Genomic DNA, 20,754 nt, shown 5'->3' with positions numbered 1-20,754 from the left:
AAATCAAATCCCGCTTCTTGCGGATGAGCATCAAAACGAAACTTGCAGCGGCAATCGCAGTCTGCGCCCTATTGGCTGTCGGGCTTTCGCAATTCACCCAGTATAACGCCCGCACCGCCGAAGCTGAAACCCAGGCGATGGAGCGCTACGACCTGCTCACTGAATTGTTCAGCACCCAGTTGGTCGCCGCCACTCAATTTCAGGACGTTGACCGCCTTAAGGCCACAACCGACCGCTTCTTGGAGCAAGACTCTAACATCACCGCCGTCAGTGTCCTTTCTCCAGACGGCGCCGTGATCTACAGCTACGACATTGCCGAAACCCGTGCAGACAGCATCTCCACCGCGCTGAGCAATGTGGCGGCCACCGTCTCAGACGACAAACCCAGCGCGCACGCCATTGAGGCAGCCGTTTATGCAGCACAAACGCCCATCGCCCAGGCCGGTCGCAACCCGGTAGGCACCCTTCAAGTCGCTGCGGATGTGTCCTCTATCCGCGAGGAAGCCCTGCAGGAATTCATCAAAGGCGCGATTGGCTCGTCCCTTGCGGCGGCGCTCGCCCTGGCCCTGATTGTTATGTTGGTTGGCCGTGTGGTCACCCGCCCTGTGTTGAGCCTTGGCAAAGCCATGGATGCTGTCGCAGATCACGACTTTGACTGTGATGTGCCTTGCCTGGACCGAGACGACGAAATTGGTTCCATGGCCAAACGCCTGGCCAAGTTCCGCGACCAACTGGCTCAAGATGAACGCGAACGCGCCCTGCGTGCTGAGCAAGACAAACAACGCCAACGCCTGTTTGCCCGCCTTGCTGAAGGCTTGTCCGAGATTGCCGACGGCCGTGTGGACCGCCCCATCGACATGGCGGAATTTGCAAGCCTTGGTGAAAACTCCCAGCAGATTTGCAAAGACTTCAACGATGTTCTGACCAACCTGAAGTCCGTGCTGTCCACCGTGACCCGCACCGCAGAAACCGTGCGCTCCAGCGCTCAGGAAATCTCCGAAAGCGTGATCGACCAATCCAAACGGTCCGAGGCGCAGGCCGTGACCCTTGAAGAATCCGCCGCTGCCATCGAAACGTTGAGCACCTCTGTGGAACAAACCGCCGACCACGCGGCTGAGGCCAACAAGCGCATCACCCAGAACCGTCAACAGGCGCAGTCCGGTGGCGAAGTGGTGGAACTCACTGTTGAGGCCATGCGCAACATTGAACAGAGTTCTGACAAGATCACCGCGATCATCGGTGTGATTGACGACATCGCCTTCCAGACCAACCTGCTGGCCTTGAACGCTGGCGTCGAAGCCGCCCGTGCAGGCGAAGCAGGTCGCGGGTTTGCCGTGGTTGCCTCCGAAGTCCGGGCCCTGGCCCAACGCGCCTCAGATTCCGCCAACGAAATCAAAGAGCTGATCCTGACCTCCGGCGAGCAGGTCACCAAAGGCAGCGAACTGGTGAACAAAGCAGGTGACGCGCTTCAGGAAATCATCACCGGCGTGAACCACGCCTCCGACCTGGTGTCTCAAATTGCCACCGGCTCCCGCGATCAGGCTGACAACCTGCGCGAAATCAAAGAGAGCGTGACCGAGCTGGACCGCGTGACTCAGCGCAACGCGGCGATGATCGAAGAGTCCTCTGCCGCAAGCCGCAGCCTGTCGGATGAAGCCGCCAATATGTCTCAGGCCCTCAAAGTCTTCAAACTGACCGAAGCAGATGTGGCCGCCGCCGCGACCCCGCGTGCACCAGCCGCGCCAAAACCGGCAACCAAGGCTCCGGCCGCTGCCAAGCCTGCACCCGCGAAGCCCGAACCCAAACCAGCCAAACCTGCCCCCGCACAGCCGGCGGCTGATGCGGCCAAAACGCAGGAATGGGATGACGACGCCGCTCAAGACGCCAAGGCCGCCTCAAAGGCCAAAGCAAAGGTGAAGAAAACAGCGGCTGCAAAGCCTGCCGCAAAGCCCGCTGCAGCTCCGAAACCGCAGCCCAAGCCAGCGAAAACCGCCGTAAACCAATCGGCGCCAGTACAAGACACTTCCAGCGAAGACTGGGAAGACTTCTAAGAACTGCGCAAAAACTGCGCCTTGCCAGCTGGCGCGCGAACCCGGCTGGCGTGAAACCCTCGGTGAATGGAATAGCCAATGAGTCTTAGTGAAGCAGAAGCCATCAAAGGATACCAGGTCCAGCCCCTGTTGCAGGGCGACGTGCAGGTATCCAGTGACCAGGATATCGTGATGACCACGATCCTCGGCTCATGTGTGGCGGCATGTATGTGGGACGAAACGGCGGGCATCGGCGGCATGAACCACTTCCTGCTGCCCGGCACCGAAGACGGGTCCGCTGGCTCTATGAGCCACGGTGTGCACGCCATGGAACTTCTAGTGAACGGTCTGATCCAGGCTGGCGCGCGTCGTGACAAGCTGAAGGTCAAGCTGTTGGGCGGCGGCAAAATGTTCAATAGCCGCATCGACATCGGGTCCAAGAACGCAGAATTCGCCATGTGGTTTGTGCGCAACGAAGGCTTTGAGCTGGTCGATTGTTGCCTTGGCGGACAGCGCGGCCGCAACATCCGCTTCTGGCCTGTTGGAGGCCGCATCCAGCGCCGCTTTATGAAAGACACCCGTCTGCTCAACGAAGAAGAATTGCCAAAGCGCAAGCCAAAGCCAAAGGTCGACGACAATCTTGGCGACGTACAACTGTTTTAACCCGCAGGTCCCTCCATTCCTGCAACAAAAAAGGCCCGCAATGTGCTGCGGGCCTTTTTCTTGTTCTGGTACAATGCCTTAAATATGCAGCGCGTGGCCCAAGGCCTTCAAACACGCTTCCTGCAACCCTTCCGACTGGGTTGGGTGGGCATGGATTGTCGCCGCGATGTCCTCGAGACAAGCGCCCATTTCAATGGCCAGCGAGAAGGCTGCAGAGAGTTCAGAAATCCCCGCACCCACGGCCTGCAGGCCAACAACTGCATGGTCCTCTTCGCGGTACACAACCCGCACAAAGCCGTCATCGCGTTCCGTGGTCATGGCGCGGCCATTGGCCATAAACGGGAACTCACTGGATTTGGTGCCATCGAGCTCGCCCGGCAACGCACCACAGGTGACCACTTCGGGATCGGTGAAACACACGGCCGGAATGGCGCGTTTGTCCCACTCCACCGCATGGCCCGCGATATGTTCGGCAACCATCTCGCCCTGCGCCATCGCTCGGTGTGCCAACATCGGCTCGCCGGTCACGTCGCCAATCGCGTAAATCCCCCGCATGGAGGTCTGGCAGAAGCTGTCGATCTTCACAAACGGGCCGTCTTGGGTCAACGCCAGTTCTTCAATGCCAATGCCCGCCGTGCGCGGACGCCGCCCGACCGTCACCAACACTTTTTCTGCATCCACATCGCCTTGATCGGTTTGCAATGCACCGTCGCTGTAACCTTGCGCCTTGGTGCCGGTCATCACCGTCACGCCAAGGTCCTCTAGCCGCTTGGCCACCGGCTTAGTCAACGCTTTGTCATAGAGCGACAGAATGCGGTCTTCCGCCTCCACCACCGTGACCTTGCTGCCCAGTTTGGCAAACACCGTGCCCAGCTCCAATCCGATATAGCCGCCACCAACAACGGCCAGCGTCTCCGGCACCTCGGTCAAGTCCAGCGCCTCGGTGGAGGACAGGATCGGCCCACCAAACGGCAGGAACGGTAGTTCCACCGGTGCGGAGCCCGTGGCGATCACCACATATTCCGCACGGATTTGCTGCACCTCGTCGCCATGGGTGACTTCCACGGTTTTGCCATCCAAAAACCGCGCCTGCCCGGTCACAAACCGCGCTTTGGCTTTTTTCATCAACGCCGACACACCGGTGTTCAGGCGCTGCACAATGCCATCTTTCCACGCCACGGTTTGGGCCAGATCAATGCTTGGCGCGCTGGCGGAAATGCCAAGCGGGCTATCGTTCACATGCGCAATCTTGTGGAATTCATCCGCCGCGTGGATCATCGCTTTGGACGGGATGCAGCCGACATTCAGACAGGTCCCCCCCGGCTTAGCGGCATCCACAACAATGGTATCGATGCCCAGCTGCCCGGCGCGAATGGCACAGACATAGCCGCCAGGGCCGGCTCCAATGATCAGCAGTTTACAAGATAGATCAGTCATTTAGCCCTCGACAAACAGCATCGCTGGTGTTTCCAGCAGAGTTTTCAATTTTTGCACAAACACAGCCGCATCCCAGCCATCAATCACCCGGTGATCAAAGCTGCAGGAGATGTTCATCATCTTGCGTGGTTGGAACTGCTGCCCATCCCACACGGGACGGATCTGCATCTTGTTCACACCGACAATCGCCACCTCCGGGTGGTTGATGATCGGCGTTGTGGCAATCGCGCCCAGCGGGCCCAACGAGGTGATCGTGATCGTGCCACCGGACAGCGCATCGCGCTTGATGGTGCCGTCCCGTGCCTCTTGCGCCAGCCGTGCCACGGTTTCCGCATTGTCCCACAGGCTACCCGCTTCGGCGTGTTTCACCACCGGCACATTCAGGCCGTTCGGTGTCTGCGTCGCAATGCCCACATGCACGCCCCCATGACGGTGGATCACACCCGCTTCGTCATCATAGCGCGCATTCAACTCTGGCTGCTCGCGCACCGCCTCGACAATCGCCCGCATCAGGAACGGCAACAGCGTCAGCTTCGCGCGTTCCCCTTTGTGTTTGGCATTGAGCGCCGCACGCAGGTCTTCCAGCGCCGACATCTCCACCTCTTCCACAATGGTGATATGCGGAATTTGCCGTTTGGAGATTGCCATTTTCTCGGCAATCTTCCGGCGCATGCCGATCACCCGCACCTCTTCCACGCCTGTGTTCTGACCGCGCACCACAGTACCCTGCTGAATGCCACCAGAGGCAATCCAATTGTCCAGATCACCATGGCTGATCCGCCCTGCCGCACCGGACCCTGGCACCTGCCGCAGGTCAACGCCTTCTTCCCGCGCCCGCGCGCGAACTGAAGGCGACGCCAAAGGCTTGGTGCCCGCCGCCCGCTTTACTGGCGCTGCGGCAACAGGAGCAACCGCAGGCTTCGCCGCTGGTTTTGGAGCGGGCTCAGCCACGGCCTCCACAACCGCAGGCTTTTCCTCAACCGGAACCGAAACAGGCGCTTCCACGTTACCACTCTCGTTGCCTTCGCCGTCCACCTCAATGCGGATCAACACGGCGCCAATGGCGATCATATCGCCAATCTCACCGCCCAGCGCGAGCACCTTACCATCCACAGACGACGGCACTTCTACAGCCGCCTTGTCGGTCATCACAGCGGCCAGCACGTCATCTTCGCGCACAACATCGCCAACTTTCACGTGCCATTCGACCAGCTCGGCCTCGGCAATGCCCTCTCCAACGTCGGGCAAACGGATTGCAAAAACTCCCATGGGATCAGTCCTCCATGACTTTGCGCAGCGCTTCGCCAACCCGTGCAGGTCCCGGGAAATACTCCCACTCCTGCGCATGCGGATACGGCGTGTCCCATCCGGTCACCCGGATCATCGGCGCTTCAAGATGATAGAAACAGGCTTCCTGCACGAGGCTCATCAGCTCGGCCCCAAAGCCAGAGGTGCGGGTCGCCTCATGCACAATCACACAGCGCCCGGTCTTTTTCACGCTCTCAACAATGGTCTCAAGGTCCAGCGGCATCAGCGTGCGCAGGTCGATCACCTCCGCATCCACACCGGTCTCCTCTGCAGCCGCCTCGGCTACGTAGACCATTGTGCCGTAGGCCAGAACCGTCACATCCGCGCCTTCACGCTGAATATGCGCCTTGCCCAGCGGGATGATCTCATTGCCCTCGGGCACGTCTCCCTGCGGATGTGTCTTCCAGCTTTCAATTGGCTTGTCGTGGTGCCCATCAAACGGCCCGTTATACAGCCGCTTCGGCTCTAGGAAGATCACCGGGTCGGGGTCTTCAATCGCTGCCAGCAGCAGCCCTTTGGCATCGCGCGGGTTGGATGGGATCACCACCTTCAATCCTGACACATGGGTGAAAATCGCCTCCGGGCTCTGGCTGTGGGTCTGCCCGCCAAAGATACCGCCACCGGTGGGCATGCGGATCACCAAAGGACAGGTGAAATCCCCGTTGGAGCGGTGCCGCAGACGCGCCGCTTCCGACACGATCTGGTCATAGGCCGGATAGACATAGTCCGCGAACTGGATCTCGATCACCGGCTTGAGGCCATAAGCCGCCATGCCAATCGCCGTGCCGACAATGCCGCTCTCGTTGATCGGCGCGTCAAAACACCGGGACTTGCCGTATTTTTCCTGCAAACCAGCGGTGCAGCGGAACACACCGCCAAAGAACCCGACGTCCTCGCCGAACACCACCACTTTGTCATCCGCCGCCATGGCCACATCATGGGCCTCGCGGATGGCTTCAATCATTGTCATTTGTGCCATGATCAATACCCCGCTTCTTGACGTTGACGGATCAGGTGCTCTGGCATGGTCTCATACACCCCTTCAAACATGTCCCGTGGGCTTGGCGCTTTACCGCCAGCCAATGTACCCACCGCTTCAGCCTCTTTTTGCACCGAAATCACTGTATCGAGGATCTCCGCCTCCGCCTGCGCGTGGCGGTCTTCGCTCCACTCGCCAATCTTGATCAAGTGCTGCTTCAGCCGCTCAATTGGATCGCCCAAAGGCCAGGCCGCCGCCTCGCTTTTGGAGCGATAAGCCGACGGGTCATCCGAGGTCGAGTGCCCGCCGGCGCGATAGGTCACATGTTCAATTAAGGTTGGCCCATGGCCCAAACGCGCCCGCTCGGCGGCCCACTTGGCCACCGCATGCACCGCCAGGTAGTCATTGCCGTCCACCCGGATCGCCGCGATGCCAAAACCATGGCCGCGTGCTGCAAAGGTGCCCACGCCACCGCGTGCGATGCCTTGGAACGTCGAAATGGCCCACTGGTTGTTCACAATGTTCAGCACAACCGGCGCTTTATAGGTCGAGGCAAACACCATCGCCGCGTGGAAATCACTCTCTGCAGTGGAGCCATCGCCAATCCAGCCCGTGGCAATCTTGGTGTCGCCCGAAATCGCCGAGGCCATGGCCCAGCCCACCGACTGGACAAACTGCGTGCCAAGGTTGCCGGAGATCGAGAAGAACCCGTGTTCTTTTGACGAATACATGATTGGCAGCTGACGCCCCGCCAACGGGTCTTCCGCGTTGGAGTAAATCTGGTTCATCATCGTCAGCATCGGATACTCCGACGCGATCAACAGCCCCGCCTGCCGGTAAGTTGGGAAGTTCATATCCCCTGGCTGCAACGCACGAGCAAAAGCGCAAGACACCGCCTCTTCGCCCAAATGCTGCATATAAAAGCTGGTCTTGCCCTGCCGCTGCGCATTCTGCATCCGCGCATCAAAGGTTCGCAGGGTCAGCATGTGACGCAGCCCTTCGCGCAGTTCCTCTACGCTCAACGCTCCGGCCCAGTCGCCAACGGCCTCGCCCTCTTTGTTGAGCACGCGCACAATCGAAAATGCCATATCGCGGATGCTGTCCGGGTCCACGTCCACCGCGGGGCGACCAACCTCGCCCGCCCTTGGAATTTCAAAATCGGAGAAGTCCGGCGTGTCTCCGGGACGGCATCCCGGTTCCGGCACATTGAGGGAGAGCGGAGCGGTATCAGAGCCCATGCGTCACCTTTCTGAAGTGGGGCTGACGCCGGAAGGCACGGTTGCTCCGTCTTGTTGACCCACGCAAAGGGATCAGGGGCGGATGATGGAACCGATACCCCCGCCAGTCAGCGAGAATTATTCAACCTGTTAAGTTTAGCCCACATCCCGGGTTGATAAACGGCGTTCTCCTATCGTATTTGCGAAATGTTAGCCGAAAAAATCGGCAAAGGAGATTCTTGTGGCGAAAATCACTATAGACGAAATTGACCGAAAAATCATCCGCGCGTTGAGCGAGGACGCCCGCATGTCTATGGTGCAGATCGCGGACCGGGTTGGTCTCTCCGCCACCCCCTGCAAACGCCGCCTAAAACAGCTGCAAGATAGCGGGCTGATCGCCGGTTACACCCTGCGTATCGACCGCATGACCGCCGGATTCGGCATCACCGCCTATGTAAACGTCGAGCTGGAACGCCAGGATGCCGACGCTATTTCAAATTTTCAGAAAGAAGTGGCCCGCTTTGACGAGGTTGTGACCGGCACTTTGATGACCGGCGCGATGGATTTCCAATTGGAGATTTGGGTGGAAAGCCTTGAAGAATTTGAGAGTTTTCTGCAATCCAAGCTTATGCGCCTTCCAGGCATTCGCGCCATTCGCTCCCGTTTCGCCCTCAAAAAGTTTGTAGAGCGGGTGCGCATTCCCTGACTTGAAGCCATCAGGACCCGTTGTCTTTCAATAACTTAACATCGCATCTATTCTTCGCAACACCACCTCGCACGGACCTGATCGCCGTTATTTTCCAACTCAAATTTACTCTTAAACACTTCGAAGGGATTTTGTGGGTACCGATGGGGGACCCCGTGATTTCTCGGGCGATGAGACATTTTGTGAGGAGTCAAAAATGTTCAGAGCCAAAAAGCTGTCACTTTCTCTCAAGCTGCCATTGGTAATGGTCGCTTTGACAGCCACGTTTCTGGTAACAGTGTCCTTCCTGGTTTATCGCATGGCAGAACAGAACATTCGCCAGAATGTTTATGCCTCCCACGAAACAACGGCCAACGCCGGCCAACAGGCCATCGCCGCCCTGATTGACGCCGTGCGCCGTGATCTGGTGATGAACGCCGATCAGCCAACCACATTCCGCGCGATCAGCAACTTTGACCGCGTTTTTGGCATGATCGAAGCCGACGACCCGATCAAATACCTCACGGACACCTATATTGCCAAAAACCCGAACCCAGCGGGCGAACGCGCCAAGCTGGTCGATCCGGGTGACGGCCAATACTACAGCCAGTCTCACAACAGCTACCACCCGACGTTCCTGCGCTCGCTGAACCTCAATGGCTACGCTGACATCTACCTCTTCAACACCGAAGGCCGCCTGCTCTACTCGGTGATGAAACAGGACGATTTTGCACAGGACTTCTCCAAAGGCGCCTATGCCGCCTCCGGTCTGGGGCAGGTCTTCAAAGCCGCCGTGAACTCCAAACCCGGCGAGATCAGCACCTCTGACTTTGCCGCTTACGAGATCACCGGCGGCGCTTCCGGCGCTTTCCTGGCGATCCCGATCCTAAGCAAGAAGAAAGCCATCGCCGGCGTGCTGGCCGTGCAGCTGTCCAGCGACCGCATCACCAGCGCCCTGTCCACCAATCTGGACGACAGTGGCCATCAGAACCTCTTTCTGGTGGGTGAAGACGGCACCGCCCGTAGCCCATCACTGATCGAAGGCTTGTTTGAGGTCTCCGGCGCTCTGCCCGCCACCCCGCACATTGCGGCGGCGCAGGCCCACGAGGAAGCCTTCTTTGAATCCGTAACCTCTGTTGGCGGGATTGACGCCATCAGCCTGGTGAAACCCATGGAGGTTCCCGGCTTCAACTGGTCCCTGGTCATGGAAACCGATCACGCTGCGGCCTTCTCTGTGGTCAATGAAATCCGCCTGGTCGCCATCGCCATGATCGCCGCCTCTGTGGTCATCGCCATCATCGTGTCCTGGATTGCCGCGGGTCGCTTAACCAAACCGATTCAAGCGCTCTGTGGTGTTACCGACGCTTTGGCCGAAGGGAACTATGAGATCGACATCTCAGGCCAAAAACGAGGCGACGAATTGGGCGATCTGGCCCGCACCATGGGCGACTTCCGCGATAAGTTGAAACGCGCCGATGAAGCCTCAGAACGCGAAGCAGAAAACGCCCGCAAAACCGCTGACGTGGTGGACACCATGAGCCAGGCGCTCGCCGAACTGGAACGTGGCAACCTCGCCTGTGACATCCACGAGCCGTTTGTGGCCGACTACGAAATCCTGCGCGAAAACTTCAACCACAGCCTCGCCAACCTGCGCACGCTGATGTCTGAGATCGTCGAGGCCTCCCAACACGTAGGCCAATACTCCGACGAACAGAAATCCGCGGCCACCGTGATGGAAAAACGCACCGAAAGCGCCGCCGCCACGCTGGAAGACACTGCCCACGCTGTGACGGCACTCTCGGACGGGGTAAAAGCCACCGCTGACCGCGCCACACGCGTGGATGGCGTGATGCAGACCGCCCGTCAGGAAGCGGAAAACAGCCGCGATGTGGTCTCTTCCGCCGTGGAAGCCATGGACCAGATCCAGACCGCCTCCAGCGAGATTTCCCAGATCATCGGCGTGATCGACGACATCGCCTTCCAAACCAACCTACTCGCCCTAAACGCAGGTGTGGAAGCCGCCCGTGCGGGCAGCGCTGGCAGCGGCTTTGCCGTGGTCGCCTCCGAAGTGCGCGCCCTGGCGCAACGCGCCGCCGAGGCCGCCGGTCAAATTCAGGCCCTGACCAGCGCCAGCGAAGACCATGTCTCCAACGGTGTGGAAATGGTGGGCCGCGCAGGCGACGCGCTAACCAATATCATCACACAGGTGACCTCTGTGTCTGATCTGGTCACGGAAATCTCCGAGGGCGTGCGCACACAATCTTCTGGTCTGGACAGCATCAACACCTCCATGGGCGAGCTGGACTCCATGACCCAGCAGAACACCGCCATGGCCGAAGAAGCCGCCGCCTCCAGCCAGATGTTGCTGGCCGAAGCGCAAAGCCTCTCTGGCATCGTGGCGCGTTTCGACATGGAAGGCGCAACTGAGCCGGACATGTCCGACGACTTCGAAGAGGAGGATCGCCTTAGCGCCTAAGCCTCTCCCCTAAAAGCACAAAAGCCCGCCTGATCCACTCAGGCGGGCTTTCTTGTCTTAAACAGCGAAAGCTTAGTTCAACCGCTCGCCACTGCCCGGCGCAAAGTAGGACACTTTGCTGAGGTCAAACGCCAGCGGCAACGGTTGCCCCGGCTGCGCCCCGGTCTCCGCATGCAATCGCGCGGTGACCTGCTTGCCCCCCAGCTCGGACACCACAAAAGTATCCGCGCCCGCCGGCTCCACCATGTCGATATGACACTCCGCCACCTGCACGTCTTCACCAGCCCGGAACCCGGCCTCGGCAATATCCTCAGGACGCAAGCCTAGGATCACATCTTGCGGCAGGTTCTCCGCATGGGTATCGGTCAACATCAGCGGCGCCGCACCCTCACGGGCGATCTCAATCTGCGTGCCCGTACCATTTTTAGTGGCCTTCGCCGGGATCAGGTTCATCGCCGGGCTGCCCATGAAGTCCGCCACAAACAGGTTGGCCGGACGGTTATAGATCTCCGCCGGGGTGCCGATCTGCTGCACCACACCACCTTTCAGAACCACAATTTTGGTCGCAAGCGTCATCGCCTCGATCTGATCGTGGGTCACATAGACCATGGTCGCGCCAAGGTTCTGGTGCAATTTTTTGATCTCAGAGCGCATCTCCACCCGCAGCTTGGCATCAAGGTTGGACAGCGGTTCGTCAAACAGGAACAGCTTGGGATCACGCACAAGCGCCCGGCCCATAGCAACACGCTGCCGCTGACCACCGGAGAGTTGCCCCGGACGACGGTTCAGCAACTGCTCAATCTGCAGCTGGCTGGCCACCTCGTTGAGCTTCTGCTCTTGCGTCGCCGCATCCACACCGCGCACTTTCATGCCAAAGGTGATGTTCTTGGCCACCGACATGGTCGGGTAAAGCGCGTAGGACTGGAACACCATCGCGATGTCGCGATCCTTGGGGCTGACATGGGTCATGTCCTTGCCACCAATCGACAGCGTACCGCCGGTGATCGGCTCCAGCCCCGCGATGCAGTTCAGCAGCGTGGATTTACCACAGCCGGACGGGCCGACCAGCACAAGGAAATCGCCGGGCTCAATCGCCACATTGATGTCCTTCAGGATCTCGACGGAGCCGTAGTTCTTGTAGAGTTGTTTGATATCCAGAATGGGTGCCATGGGGTTAACCTTTCACGGAACCTGCGGTCAGGCCGCGGATGAAGTATTTGCCTGCCACCACATAGACAAGCAGCGTGGGAAGGGCGGCGATGATGGCAGCGGCCATATCGACGTTGTATTCCTTCACCCCTGTGGTGGAGTTGACGATGTTGTTGAGCGCCACGGTCACCGGTTGGGTGCCCGACTGGCTGAAGCTGACCCCGAAGAGGAAGTCGTTCCAGATGTTGGTGAACTGCCAGATCACGGTCACCACCACGATGGGGAGCGACAGCGGCAGGAAGATCGACCAGAAAATCCGGAAGAACCCTGCCCCGTCCACCTTCGCCGCTTTGGTGAGTTCAGACGGAATCGTGACATAGTAGTTGCGGAAGAACAGCGTGGTGAAGCCAATCCCGTAAATCACATGCACCAGGATCAACCCGGGGATCGACCCCGCCAGTCCCAGAATGCCCAGGCTGCGCGCCATTGGCAGCAGCACCACCTGAAACGGGATAAAGCAGCCAAACAGCATCAGCGAGAAGATCAGGTTCGCGCCTTTGAAGCGCCACTGCGCAATCACATAGCCATTCACCGCGCCCAGCAAGGTGGCAATGATCACCGCCGGCACCGTCATCAGAACCGAGTTCCAGAAATACGGCTTCAGCCCCTCACATTTCACACCGGTACAGGTTTCAGACCAGGCCGTGCGCCAGGCGTCAAAGGTCACTTCCCGTGGCAGCGCAACCAGAGAGCCGGTGCGGATTTCCTCCAGGCTTTTGAGTGAGGTGGTCACCATCACAAACAACGGCATCAGATAGAAGAGCGCAAACAGGCCCAGCAAAGCAAACAGCAACCACCGCAGAGCCAACTGGCTATAGTTGCGACGCGGCGCGTCATAAGATTGGGTGAAATCAGTCATGTTTCGCCCTCAGTTCGGAGTACAGGTAAGGCACGACAATGGCAAAGACGACGCCCATCATGACCATGGCAGAGCTGGCCGCCTGACCAATATCGCCGCGCGAAAACGCCATGGCGTACATGTAGGTCGCAGGCAGATCCGTGGCGTAGCCGGGACCACCACCGGTCAGGGCAATCACAAGGTCAAAGCTCTTGATCGCGAGGTGCGCCAGCACAATGAAGGCCGACAGGAAGATCGGGGCCATCGACGGGATGATGATGGCTGAGTAAATCCGCCAAGTGGGGATGCCGTCCACCTGCGCCGCCTTGATGATTTCCTCATCCACGGAGCGCAACCCGGCAAGGAACAGCGCCATGACAAAGCCGCTGGCCTGCCACACGGCGGCAACCACCACCGCATAGATCGCCATCTTGGGATCGGTGATCCAGTTGAAGGTGAAGCTCTCAAAACCCCAGCTCCGCACAGTGGCTTCGATCCCGAGACCCGGGTTCATGATCCACTTCCACGCGGTCCCGGTCACAATCATCGACAGCGCCATCGGGTAGAGGTAGATCGTGCGAAGCGCACCCTCGGCGCGGATTTTCTGATCCAGCAGAATGGCCAGGAACAGGCCGAGGATCATAGAAATCCCGATGAACAGCGTGCCAAAGATGAACAGGTTGTCCATCGCCGTGTCCCAGCGGGGGGAGGCAAACAGGCGTTCATACTGGATGAAGCCTTTGATTTCATAACGTGGCATCAACTTGGAGCGGGTGAAAGACACCCAAGCAGTCCAGAAGATAAAGCCATAGACGAAGATGAGGACGGCCACAAAAGAAGGTGCTAGCACCATCTTTGGCACGTGGCGTTCAAGCCATTCGGTCATCACAGCGACCCTTTATTCAAATGCCCCGCCCCGAGAAGTTTCGGGACAGGGCGTGGGAGAAGGTTACAGCGAGTTCGCAACCGCGTCGGCCAGCATCTTCACCGCATCGGCAGAAGACATGTCCGAGTTGAAGTGCGCGGTCACAACATCGGTGATCGCACCCGCCTGCGCGCCGCGCAGCGCCATGCCGTGGGCATAGCTTGGCAGCAGGGAGCCTTCGTCGCTGCTCGCAGCCATATCGGCGGCGGAGGTGTGGGCACAGCTCTCAAACTTGTCCAGCGCCACATCTGTACGGGCCGGAATGGAGCCTTTGTTCAGGTTGAACACTTCCTGGAAGTTTGGCCCCATGATCAGGTCTGCCAGCAGGTTCTGACCCGCTTTTTTGTCGTCGCCGTCAACGTCAAACATGGCAAAGCTGTCGACCACATAGAGGTAGCCGTTGCCTGGGGTCGAAGAGCAGAGGAAGTCTTCACCAGGAGCTTTGCCAGCCGCCAGGAATTCGCCTTTGGCCCAGTCGCCCATGATCTGGAACGCCGCTTCACCGTTCATCACCATCGCGGTGGCCAGGTTCCAGTCACGACCGGAGAAGTTGCCATCCACATAGCCGCGCAGTTTGCGCATCTGGTCAAACACAGCAATCATCGTGTCAGATTGCAGCGCTGCCGGGTCCAGATCAACCAGAGCTTGCTGATAGAACTCTGGCCCACCAAGGCCAAGTGCCACAGCTTCAAACACCGTTGCGTCCTGCCAGGCCTGACCGCCGTGCGCCAGTGGGATCACACCCGCCGCCTGCAGCTTGTCAGCCGCCGCGTTGAACTCGTCCCAGGTGTTTGGCATCGCAATACCGTTGGCTTCCAACACGTCCGCGTTGGCCCAGATCCAGTCCACACGGTGCACGTTCACCGGCGCCGCGCACCAGCTGCCTTCACATTTCATGTGACCCGCGATGGAGGCTGGCAGCACAGTGTCCCAGCCTTTTTCCTCAGCCACGGCAGAGATGTCTGCCAGCACGCCTTCTTCATACCATTCCTGAATGGCCGGGCCTTTCAGCTGAACCGCGGTCGGTGCGTTGCCGGACAGCACGCGGGCGCGCAGCGCGGTCATCGCCGCGTCGCCGCCACCACCGGCCACTGGCATGTCAGTCCATGTACCGCCATTGTCGGCAAACTCTTTCTGCAGCACGGCCACGGACTTGGCTTCACCGCCAGATGTCCACCAGTGCAGAACCTCTGCCTGAGGCTCAGCCTTGGCAATGTTGGATGCCACAAAGGACGTAACCACTGCGGCTGCGAATACGGATTTTTTCATAATGTCCTCCCAATTTCGACTGCCCGTCTGAGCAGTGCTGCCCCATTCCTGCCAAACGCTGAGGGGGTGTAACAATCCACCAAATACCGGTTTTGCCTTTGCCATGTCACAAAATCCGGTGTTCTGTTACACGCTGTTACCTAGGCCTTGATTTTGTTGCACGCTGTTACAAAGCACGCAACAAGACAACCTGCCGTAGGGGAGCGACGGGTGGCAATTGGGAGGTAGGCATGACGATTCCACGGCTTTTGGTGGTTGATGATGACGCGGAAACCCGTGGGATGCTGACGCAGTTCCTGCGCCAAAACGGTTTCATCGCCCTGCCGTGTGACAGCGAGGTCACAATCCGGGAACAACTGGACAGTGGCCGCGTCGACCTCATCCTGTTGGATGTAATGCTGGGGGATGAATACGGCGTCGACATCTGCAAACGCCTGCGTCACGAACAGGACGTGCCCGTGATCCTGGTCTCCGCCCTCTCTGCCGACCATCACCGCATGGCGGGCTACGAAGTCGGCGCGGATGACTACATCGCCAAGCCCTTCAACCCCAACTTATTGCTCGCCCGCGTAAAAGCCGTCCTGCACCGCGCCAAACGCAGCAGCTCCCTCACCTACCGGCGCAGCATCTCCACCTTCCGCTTTGGCGGATGGTGTTATGACGCGAAACGCGACGAGGTCACCTCCCCGCAAGGCTATCAAGTCAGCCTCTCGCGTAAAGAGACCGCCCTGCTCAAGGTATTCTTGGGCAACCCCCACATCCCCCTGACCCGCGAAGAAATCAACACCGCGCTGGATGTGACCGGCGACGGTCAGGACGCCGGTAACGGCAACCCAGGCCGTGCCATTGACGTTCTGGTAGGCCGTCTGCGCGGCAAAATCGAAGCCGAGCCCAAAATACCAGAAATGCTGCGCACCCAACGTGGTGTGGGCTACGTCTTTGCCGTTGATGTGGCGGTTGAGGACGATCAATGACCGCCACGTCACAGGGCCTTCGTTTAAACACCCTGGGCGTTCTGCTGGTCGCTGCCTGTTTCCTGACCGCCTACGCCACGGCTTGGATGTGGTCCTCCTCCACCAACGGCTGGCGCGACCACCTCACCCGCTCCTACGTCGCCGGTGTGTCACTCTATGACAGCCTGCGCACCCGCGCCGATCCTCCGGTGGGCGTGGACATCAGTCCCCTTTCTCAGGTGGCGCAGACCCAGGTCATGCAAGGCGACTTCTGGCACCTGCCCAACGTGCCCCAACCGGCCTTTGTCACCAACGTCTCCATCAAAGGTCAGGGCCATGATCCGGTCTCCGGCGAGTCTCTGGCGCTGATCATTGTGTCTGACAGCTTGCAATACAACGTGTCCGAGCTGATCTCCAACGGTCGGCAGTCTGCGGCGCAAAAACTGGGCAACGTCACCCAGCTTTTGGCGACCTACTGCAGCGAACCCATCCTCTTTGCCCGCATGGGCGCACAGGACTGGAAACGCATCGATGGTCAGGACGTCTGGGGCTGTCACGCCGCCCCCACTGACCTGCGCCTGCCCGCCATCCTGCTCGCTCTGGTGGCACTGGCGGTTTTCACCACGTTGGTGCGCGACACATCTGCGCATTTTGAACGTTTCGCCCGCACCCTGCGCAACCACCGCCGCCTTGGCGGCCCTCAAAGCTACGCCCTGCAAGGCCCCGAAGAACTGCGCGAGATTGTGCAGGCGCTGAACCGCTATCTGGAGCGCGAGCGCGAGCAAATCGCCAAACGCGCCACGGTGCTCTCCGGCGTCAGCCATGATCTCGGCACCCCGGCCACCCGCCTGCGCCTGCGCGCCGCATTGGTCGAAGACGCCGAGCTGCGCGGCAAATTTGAGGCCGACATCGACAGTATGACCGAGATGATCGAAAGCGTGCTGACCTACACCCGCGCCGAACTCAACGAAGAGCCGCCCCGCAACCTCTCGCTCACCTCGCTGATTGACGCGCTGGTCGACGACTATCAGGACCTCGGCCAGCCGGTGACGCTGGAGACCTCCGAAACCCCGTCGTTTCAGGGTGGCGGCTCGGTGTTTACCGCCACCGCGGGTCGTGGCGCACTGCCAACGGAACAACGCATCCTCGTCTCCGCACGCCCTGTGTCGCTCAAACGCGCGATTTCCAACCTGATCGAAAACGCACTGAAATACGGCCGCAAAGCCAAAGTCGCCATAGAGGCCACCGCCGAGCACGCCATCATCACGGTTGAAGACGAAGGCTCCGGCATGACCGCCGCCGAAATCGAAGCCGCTGTCGCGCCCTTCACGCGGGGCGATAACACCCAGGCGATTGACGGCTACGGCCTCGGCCTGACCATCGTGGCCACCGTGGCCGAGCAACACGGCGGCACGCTGTATTTTGAAGCCGGCACCGGCGGCATGCGCGCCTGTCTAAAAATCCAGCGCCACTAGAGCAACTGAGCCGCAAAAAAGGCGCTGCAGTGTCCTGCAACGCCCCGCTTTCTCTTTCCCCAAATATCCTCGGGGGTCTGGGGGCAGACAGCCCCCGGCGCTTACGCCCGCGCTTCGCGGATCAGGCCAAGGATGTTCTCCGCCGCTTCCGGAATATTGGTGCCCGGCCCAAAGATCGCCTTCACGCCAGCATTCTGCAGGAACTCATAATCCTGCTGCGGGATCACCCCGCCACAGATCACAATGATGTCTTCTGCATCTTTGCCTTTTAACGCTTCGATCAACTGAGGTGCCAAAGTCTTGTGGCCCGCCGCCTGGGAGGAAATCCCGACCACATGCACGTCGTTGTCCACCGCATCCTGCGCCGCCTCTTCAGGGGTCTGGAACAGCGGGCCTACATCGACGTCAAACCCGATGTCCGCAAAGGCGGTGGCAATCACCTTCGCGCCCCGGTCGTGCCCGTCCTGGCCCATCTTCACCACCAGCAAACGCGGACGACGACCTTCCTCCTCGGCAAAATCCTCGATGGATTTCTGGATCGCCGCAAAGCCTTCGTCGCCTTCATACGCCGCGCCATAAACACCCGCCAATGTCTTCACCTCGGCCCGATGGCGGCCGAATTCCTTCTCCATTGCCATACTGATTTCTCCTACCGAGGCACGCGCCCGCGCCGCTTCCACAGCCGCCGCCAACAGGTTGCCGCCTTCTTTCGCCACTTTGGTCAGGTTCGCCAATGCCGCCTCACAGGCCGCGCTGTCCCGATCCGCGCGGATCTGCGCCAAACGCGCCACCTGGCTTTCGCGCACCGCGACGTTGTCCACGTCCAGAATGTCGATCGGGTCTTCGTTATCCTTGCGGTATTTATTCACACCCACAATGACTTCGTCGCCTTTATCGATCATCGCCTGACGGGTCGCTGCGCTCTCCTCAATGCGCAGCTTCGGCATACCGGAGGCCACCGCCTTGGTCATGCCACCCATCTCCTCAACCTCTTCCATCAGCGCCCAGGCCTTCTGAATCAGATCGTCGGTCAGCGCCTCGACATAGTAAGAGCCCGCCAGTGGGTCGACCACATTGGTCACGCCGGTCTCTTCCTGCAGGATCAGCTGTGTATTACGCGCGATCCGGGCCGAGAAATCGGTCGGCAAGGCAATCGCCTCATCCAACGCGTTGGTGTGCAGCGACTGGGTCCCGCCCAAAACCGCAGACATCGCCTCATAGGCGGTGCGGATCACGTTGTTATACGGGTCCTGCTCCTGCAAGCTCACGCCAGAGGTCTGACAGTGGGTGCGCAGCATTTTGGAACGCTCGTTCTTGGCGCCAAATTCGGTCATCACCCGATGCCACAACGTCCGCGCCGCCCGCAGTTTCGCCGCTTCCATGAAGAAGTTCATGCCAATCGCAAAGAAGAAGCTCAGACGCCCGGCAAACTTGTCCACATCCATGCCCGCGTTCATCGCCGCACGCACATACTCACGCCCGTCCGCCAGCGTATAGGCCAGCTCCTGAACCAAATTGGCCCCCGCTTCCTGCATGTGATAGCCAGAAATCGAAATGCTGTTAAACTTCGGCATCTCGTTGGAAGTGTACTCAATGATGTCGCTGATGATCCGCATGCTTGGCTCTGGCGGATAGATATAGGTGTTGCGCACCATGAACTCTTTCAGAATGTCGTTCTGAATCGTGCCAGCCAAAAGGCTCTTGTCATGGCCCTGCTCTTCGCCCGCCACAATGAAGTTCGCCAAAATCGGGATCACCGCGCCGTTCATGGTCATCGACACGGACACCTTGTCCAGCGGAATGCCGTCAAACAGGATTTTCATGTCCTCAACGGAATCGATCGCCACGCCGGCTTTACCAACGTCGCCGACCACGCGCTCGTGGTCGCTGTCATAGCCACGGTGCGTCGCCAGATCGAAGGCCACGGAGACACCCTGCTGACCGGCCGCCAGGTTTCGGCGGTAGAAGGCGTTGGACTCTTCTGCGGTGGAGAAGCCCGCGTACTGACGGATGGTCCAGGGGCGGCCCGCATACATGGTGGCCTTGGGCCCACGGGTGAACGGGCCAAACCCGGGCATGGAGCCCATGTGATCCAGCCCTTCGGTGTCTTCCGCCGTGTAGAGCGGCTTGACGTCGATGCCTTCCAGCGTCTTCCAGGTCAGATCCTCAAGCGGCTTTCCGCGCAGCTCTTTCTCTGCCAGTTCGGCCCATTTCTTGGTGTCCGTCATTGGTGTCATCCTCGTCTGTGTTCTTTAGGGGCCAAAGCGCCCGGCATGTCGCGCCGTGCTGGTCCCGTTTTCTTCGATGAGAAACGCCAAACCATCCGCCCCGGCGCGCAGCCAGGCCAGATCCTCAACGTATATCTCGCGTAAAATATCCACTTGGAACGCGCTGAACGGATGCCAGCGGTCCGTGCCTTTGGGCAGGCTTTGCGAGTCCAGCCCACGATCAACCAGCACCTCGCGCAACACCGGCAACTCCGGCACATGCGAAAGGCCGCTGACGCGGAAATTGGTTGGCGCACCAAACCGCCCGCTCACGGCATATTCCACAACCCGCGCCGGCTGTTCGCCCAGCCGCTCATATGGCAGCACCAGAATTTCCGCGTCTGGCGCGGCACAGGCGACATCCTGCACCACTTTACGCCAGCTGCGCGGCTGCGTGACCAAACGGTCCATAGTTGCCTCGCTGGGCACATCTGCGCCCATCTGCAGGGCATGGGCCATTGCCCCGCCCCAGTAGTCTTCCAGCGCGCGCATGCCGAACACGACCCGCTTCACACGCCCGCCAAAGGCATGCACCATGCGGGCCACACGCTCCCCCGCTGCCGGGTAGAGCCGTTCACTGGCAATGTTGTTCTCCATCGAGCCCAGCATATGTGGCTCCAGAACCAAAAGCTCCCGGACCCTTTGCCGCTCCAACATGGCACAGCGCAGCTGCACCCGCCCGGCCCCGCGTGCCCGTCGGCGCGCCACACCGTCCAGACCGGATTTCAGCGTCAGCCCGTCAAACAGACCTTTGCGGGTGACCTCCGGTGTCCACACCTTCAGCCCGTGGGCCTCCAGCGGACGACGGTTGCGGTTGAGATAGCTGGCGAGCGTGGAAACCCCACTCAGATGGGCCCCGACATGTAGGATGACGTCCATGGCTTTGCGCACCTTTTTGAGGGCCACACCCTCAAGGCTGGCCGGATATACAGAGGCCGCCATCATGCCGCATCACCCGTGCAAATGCTGTTAACCGACGTTAAAATTTGACCGACTTTGCCAAAGGGGTTCGTATTGGGGAAA

The 20,754-nt window shown here is 59.7% G+C and carries 16 protein-coding genes; 6 read left to right on the top strand and 10 right to left on the bottom strand.

Annotated features, from left to right (window positions below; translation table 11 throughout):
- Nucleotides 1–23 precede the first annotated feature (23 nt).
- Complete coding sequence (locus SIB38_RS09385; RefSeq protein WP_412551877.1) at nucleotides 24–2,051, top strand: methyl-accepting chemotaxis protein; 2,028 nt, start codon at nucleotides 24–26, stop codon at nucleotides 2,049–2,051.
- Between the two features lie 78 nt (nucleotides 2,052–2,129).
- Entirely contained in the window at nucleotides 2,130–2,693 is a 564-nt protein-coding gene (locus tag SIB38_RS09380) for a chemotaxis protein CheD (RefSeq protein ID WP_294118198.1), read from the top strand.
- Nucleotides 2,694–2,771: 78 nt separating this feature from the next.
- Here the strand turns inward: SIB38_RS09380 and lpdA are convergent, their stop codons facing one another.
- The 4 genes from lpdA to SIB38_RS09360 are packed head-to-tail and all read right to left on the bottom strand — an operon-like array spanning nucleotide 2,772 to nucleotide 7,655.
- Nucleotides 2,772–4,130 carry a dihydrolipoyl dehydrogenase gene (lpdA, locus tag SIB38_RS09375; protein ID WP_294118200.1) on the bottom strand — a complete coding sequence of 453 codons (1,359 nt, stop codon included), beginning with the start codon at nucleotides 4,128–4,130 and terminating at the stop codon, nucleotides 2,772–2,774.
- Nucleotides 4,131–5,399 carry a dihydrolipoamide acetyltransferase family protein gene (locus SIB38_RS09370; RefSeq protein ID WP_412551876.1) on the bottom strand — a complete coding sequence of 423 codons (1,269 nt, stop codon included), beginning with the start codon at nucleotides 5,397–5,399 and terminating at the stop codon, nucleotides 4,131–4,133.
- 4 nt (nucleotides 5,400–5,403) lie between these two features.
- Entirely contained in the window at nucleotides 5,404–6,417 is a 1,014-nt protein-coding gene (locus SIB38_RS09365) for an alpha-ketoacid dehydrogenase subunit beta (protein WP_412551875.1), read from the bottom strand.
- A 2-nt stretch (nucleotides 6,418–6,419) separates the two neighbouring features.
- Nucleotides 6,420–7,655 (bottom strand): 3-methyl-2-oxobutanoate dehydrogenase (2-methylpropanoyl-transferring) subunit alpha, encoded by a 1,236-nt coding sequence (locus tag SIB38_RS09360; protein WP_294118203.1) that lies wholly within the window; start codon nucleotides 7,653–7,655, stop codon nucleotides 6,420–6,422.
- A 220-nt stretch (nucleotides 7,656–7,875) separates the two neighbouring features.
- Between SIB38_RS09360 and SIB38_RS09355 the strand changes: the two genes are divergently transcribed.
- Nucleotides 7,876–8,340 carry an Lrp/AsnC family transcriptional regulator gene (locus tag SIB38_RS09355; RefSeq protein WP_412551874.1) on the top strand — a complete coding sequence of 155 codons (465 nt, stop codon included), beginning with the start codon at nucleotides 7,876–7,878 and terminating at the stop codon, nucleotides 8,338–8,340.
- Between the two features lie 196 nt (nucleotides 8,341–8,536).
- The gene (locus SIB38_RS09350; protein ID WP_412551873.1) at nucleotides 8,537–10,795 is read left to right on the top strand and encodes a methyl-accepting chemotaxis protein; all 2,259 of its coding nucleotides are present in this window, start codon (nucleotides 8,537–8,539) and stop codon (nucleotides 10,793–10,795) included.
- A gap of 72 nt (nucleotides 10,796–10,867) precedes the next feature.
- On the opposite strand, the gene SIB38_RS09345 is transcribed toward SIB38_RS09350, so the two are convergent.
- The 4 genes from SIB38_RS09345 to SIB38_RS09330 form a co-directional block, all read right to left on the bottom strand.
- Nucleotides 10,868–11,965 carry an ABC transporter ATP-binding protein gene (locus SIB38_RS09345; RefSeq protein ID WP_294118208.1) on the bottom strand — a complete coding sequence of 366 codons (1,098 nt, stop codon included), beginning with the start codon at nucleotides 11,963–11,965 and terminating at the stop codon, nucleotides 10,868–10,870.
- 4 nt (nucleotides 11,966–11,969) lie between these two features.
- Nucleotides 11,970–12,863 carry a carbohydrate ABC transporter permease gene (locus SIB38_RS09340; RefSeq protein ID WP_294118209.1) on the bottom strand — a complete coding sequence of 298 codons (894 nt, stop codon included), beginning with the start codon at nucleotides 12,861–12,863 and terminating at the stop codon, nucleotides 11,970–11,972.
- Nucleotides 12,856–13,728, bottom strand: coding sequence for a carbohydrate ABC transporter permease (locus SIB38_RS09335; RefSeq protein ID WP_294118211.1), 873 nt, complete (start codon nucleotides 13,726–13,728; stop codon nucleotides 12,856–12,858). Before SIB38_RS09335 ends, SIB38_RS09340 begins: the two co-directional genes overlap by 8 nt.
- Before the next feature lie 63 nt (nucleotides 13,729–13,791).
- The gene (locus SIB38_RS09330; RefSeq protein ID WP_412551872.1) at nucleotides 13,792–15,036 is read right to left on the bottom strand and encodes an ABC transporter substrate-binding protein; all 1,245 of its coding nucleotides are present in this window, start codon (nucleotides 15,034–15,036) and stop codon (nucleotides 13,792–13,794) included.
- A 230-nt stretch (nucleotides 15,037–15,266) separates the two neighbouring features.
- On the opposite strand from SIB38_RS09330, the gene SIB38_RS09325 reads away from it, so the two are divergent.
- Nucleotides 15,267–16,010 (top strand): response regulator transcription factor, encoded by a 744-nt coding sequence (locus SIB38_RS09325; RefSeq protein WP_294118215.1) that lies wholly within the window; start codon nucleotides 15,267–15,269, stop codon nucleotides 16,008–16,010.
- On the top strand, nucleotides 16,007–17,464 hold the full coding sequence (locus SIB38_RS09320; protein WP_294118216.1) for a sensor histidine kinase: 1,458 nt from the start codon (nucleotides 16,007–16,009) through the stop codon (nucleotides 17,462–17,464). The genes SIB38_RS09325 and SIB38_RS09320 overlap by 4 nt, the downstream gene beginning before the upstream one ends.
- A gap of 101 nt (nucleotides 17,465–17,565) precedes the next feature.
- On the opposite strand, the gene scpA is transcribed toward SIB38_RS09320, so the two are convergent.
- Both scpA and SIB38_RS09310 read right to left on the bottom strand, forming a co-directional pair.
- Nucleotides 17,566–19,692, bottom strand: a complete 2,127-nt coding sequence (gene scpA, locus SIB38_RS09315) for a methylmalonyl-CoA mutase (protein WP_412551871.1) — start codon at nucleotides 19,690–19,692, stop codon at nucleotides 17,566–17,568.
- Nucleotides 19,693–19,716: 24 nt separating this feature from the next.
- Complete coding sequence (locus SIB38_RS09310) at nucleotides 19,717–20,676, bottom strand: hypothetical protein (RefSeq protein WP_412551870.1); 960 nt, start codon at nucleotides 20,674–20,676, stop codon at nucleotides 19,717–19,719.
- Nucleotides 20,677–20,754 lie beyond the last annotated feature (78 nt).

The organism is Shimia sp. MIT910701 (assembly GCF_047126315.1).
Lineage (GTDB): Bacteria > Pseudomonadota > Alphaproteobacteria > Rhodobacterales > Rhodobacteraceae > Shimia.
This window is presented reverse-complemented; position numbering and strand designations above follow the sequence as displayed.

What these genes read in the sequence shown, in the direction of transcription:
- SIB38_RS09310 (WP_412551870.1), bottom strand. Translation starts at nt 20,676, where the DNA reads ATGATGGCGGCCTCTGTATATCCGGCCAGCCTTGAGGGTGTGGCCCTC.
- SIB38_RS09370 (WP_412551876.1), bottom strand. Translation starts at nt 5,399, where the DNA reads ATGGGAGTTTTTGCAATCCGTTTGCCCGACGTTGGAGAGGGCATTGCC.
- SIB38_RS09345 (WP_294118208.1), bottom strand. Translation starts at nt 11,965, where the DNA reads ATGGCACCCATTCTGGATATCAAACAACTCTACAAGAACTACGGCTCC.
- lpdA (WP_294118200.1), bottom strand. Translation starts at nt 4,130, where the DNA reads ATGACTGATCTATCTTGTAAACTGCTGATCATTGGAGCCGGCCCTGGC.
- SIB38_RS09360 (WP_294118203.1), bottom strand. Translation starts at nt 7,655, where the DNA reads ATGGGCTCTGATACCGCTCCGCTCTCCCTCAATGTGCCGGAACCGGGA.
- SIB38_RS09365 (WP_412551875.1), bottom strand. Translation starts at nt 6,417, where the DNA reads ATGGCACAAATGACAATGATTGAAGCCATCCGCGAGGCCCATGATGTG.
- SIB38_RS09335 (WP_294118211.1), bottom strand. Translation starts at nt 13,728, where the DNA reads ATGACCGAATGGCTTGAACGCCACGTGCCAAAGATGGTGCTAGCACCT.
- SIB38_RS09350 (WP_412551873.1), top strand. Translation starts at nt 8,537, where the DNA reads ATGTTCAGAGCCAAAAAGCTGTCACTTTCTCTCAAGCTGCCATTGGTA.
- SIB38_RS09340 (WP_294118209.1), bottom strand. Translation starts at nt 12,863, where the DNA reads ATGACTGATTTCACCCAATCTTATGACGCGCCGCGTCGCAACTATAGC.
- scpA (WP_412551871.1), bottom strand. Translation starts at nt 19,692, where the DNA reads ATGACGGACACCAAGAAATGGGCCGAACTGGCAGAGAAAGAGCTGCGC.
- SIB38_RS09380 (WP_294118198.1), top strand. Translation starts at nt 2,130, where the DNA reads ATGAGTCTTAGTGAAGCAGAAGCCATCAAAGGATACCAGGTCCAGCCC.
- SIB38_RS09385 (WP_412551877.1), top strand. Translation starts at nt 24, where the DNA reads ATGAGCATCAAAACGAAACTTGCAGCGGCAATCGCAGTCTGCGCCCTA.
- SIB38_RS09320 (WP_294118216.1), top strand. Translation starts at nt 16,007, where the DNA reads ATGACCGCCACGTCACAGGGCCTTCGTTTAAACACCCTGGGCGTTCTG.
- SIB38_RS09330 (WP_412551872.1), bottom strand. Translation starts at nt 15,036, where the DNA reads ATGAAAAAATCCGTATTCGCAGCCGCAGTGGTTACGTCCTTTGTGGCA.
- SIB38_RS09325 (WP_294118215.1), top strand. Translation starts at nt 15,267, where the DNA reads ATGACGATTCCACGGCTTTTGGTGGTTGATGATGACGCGGAAACCCGT.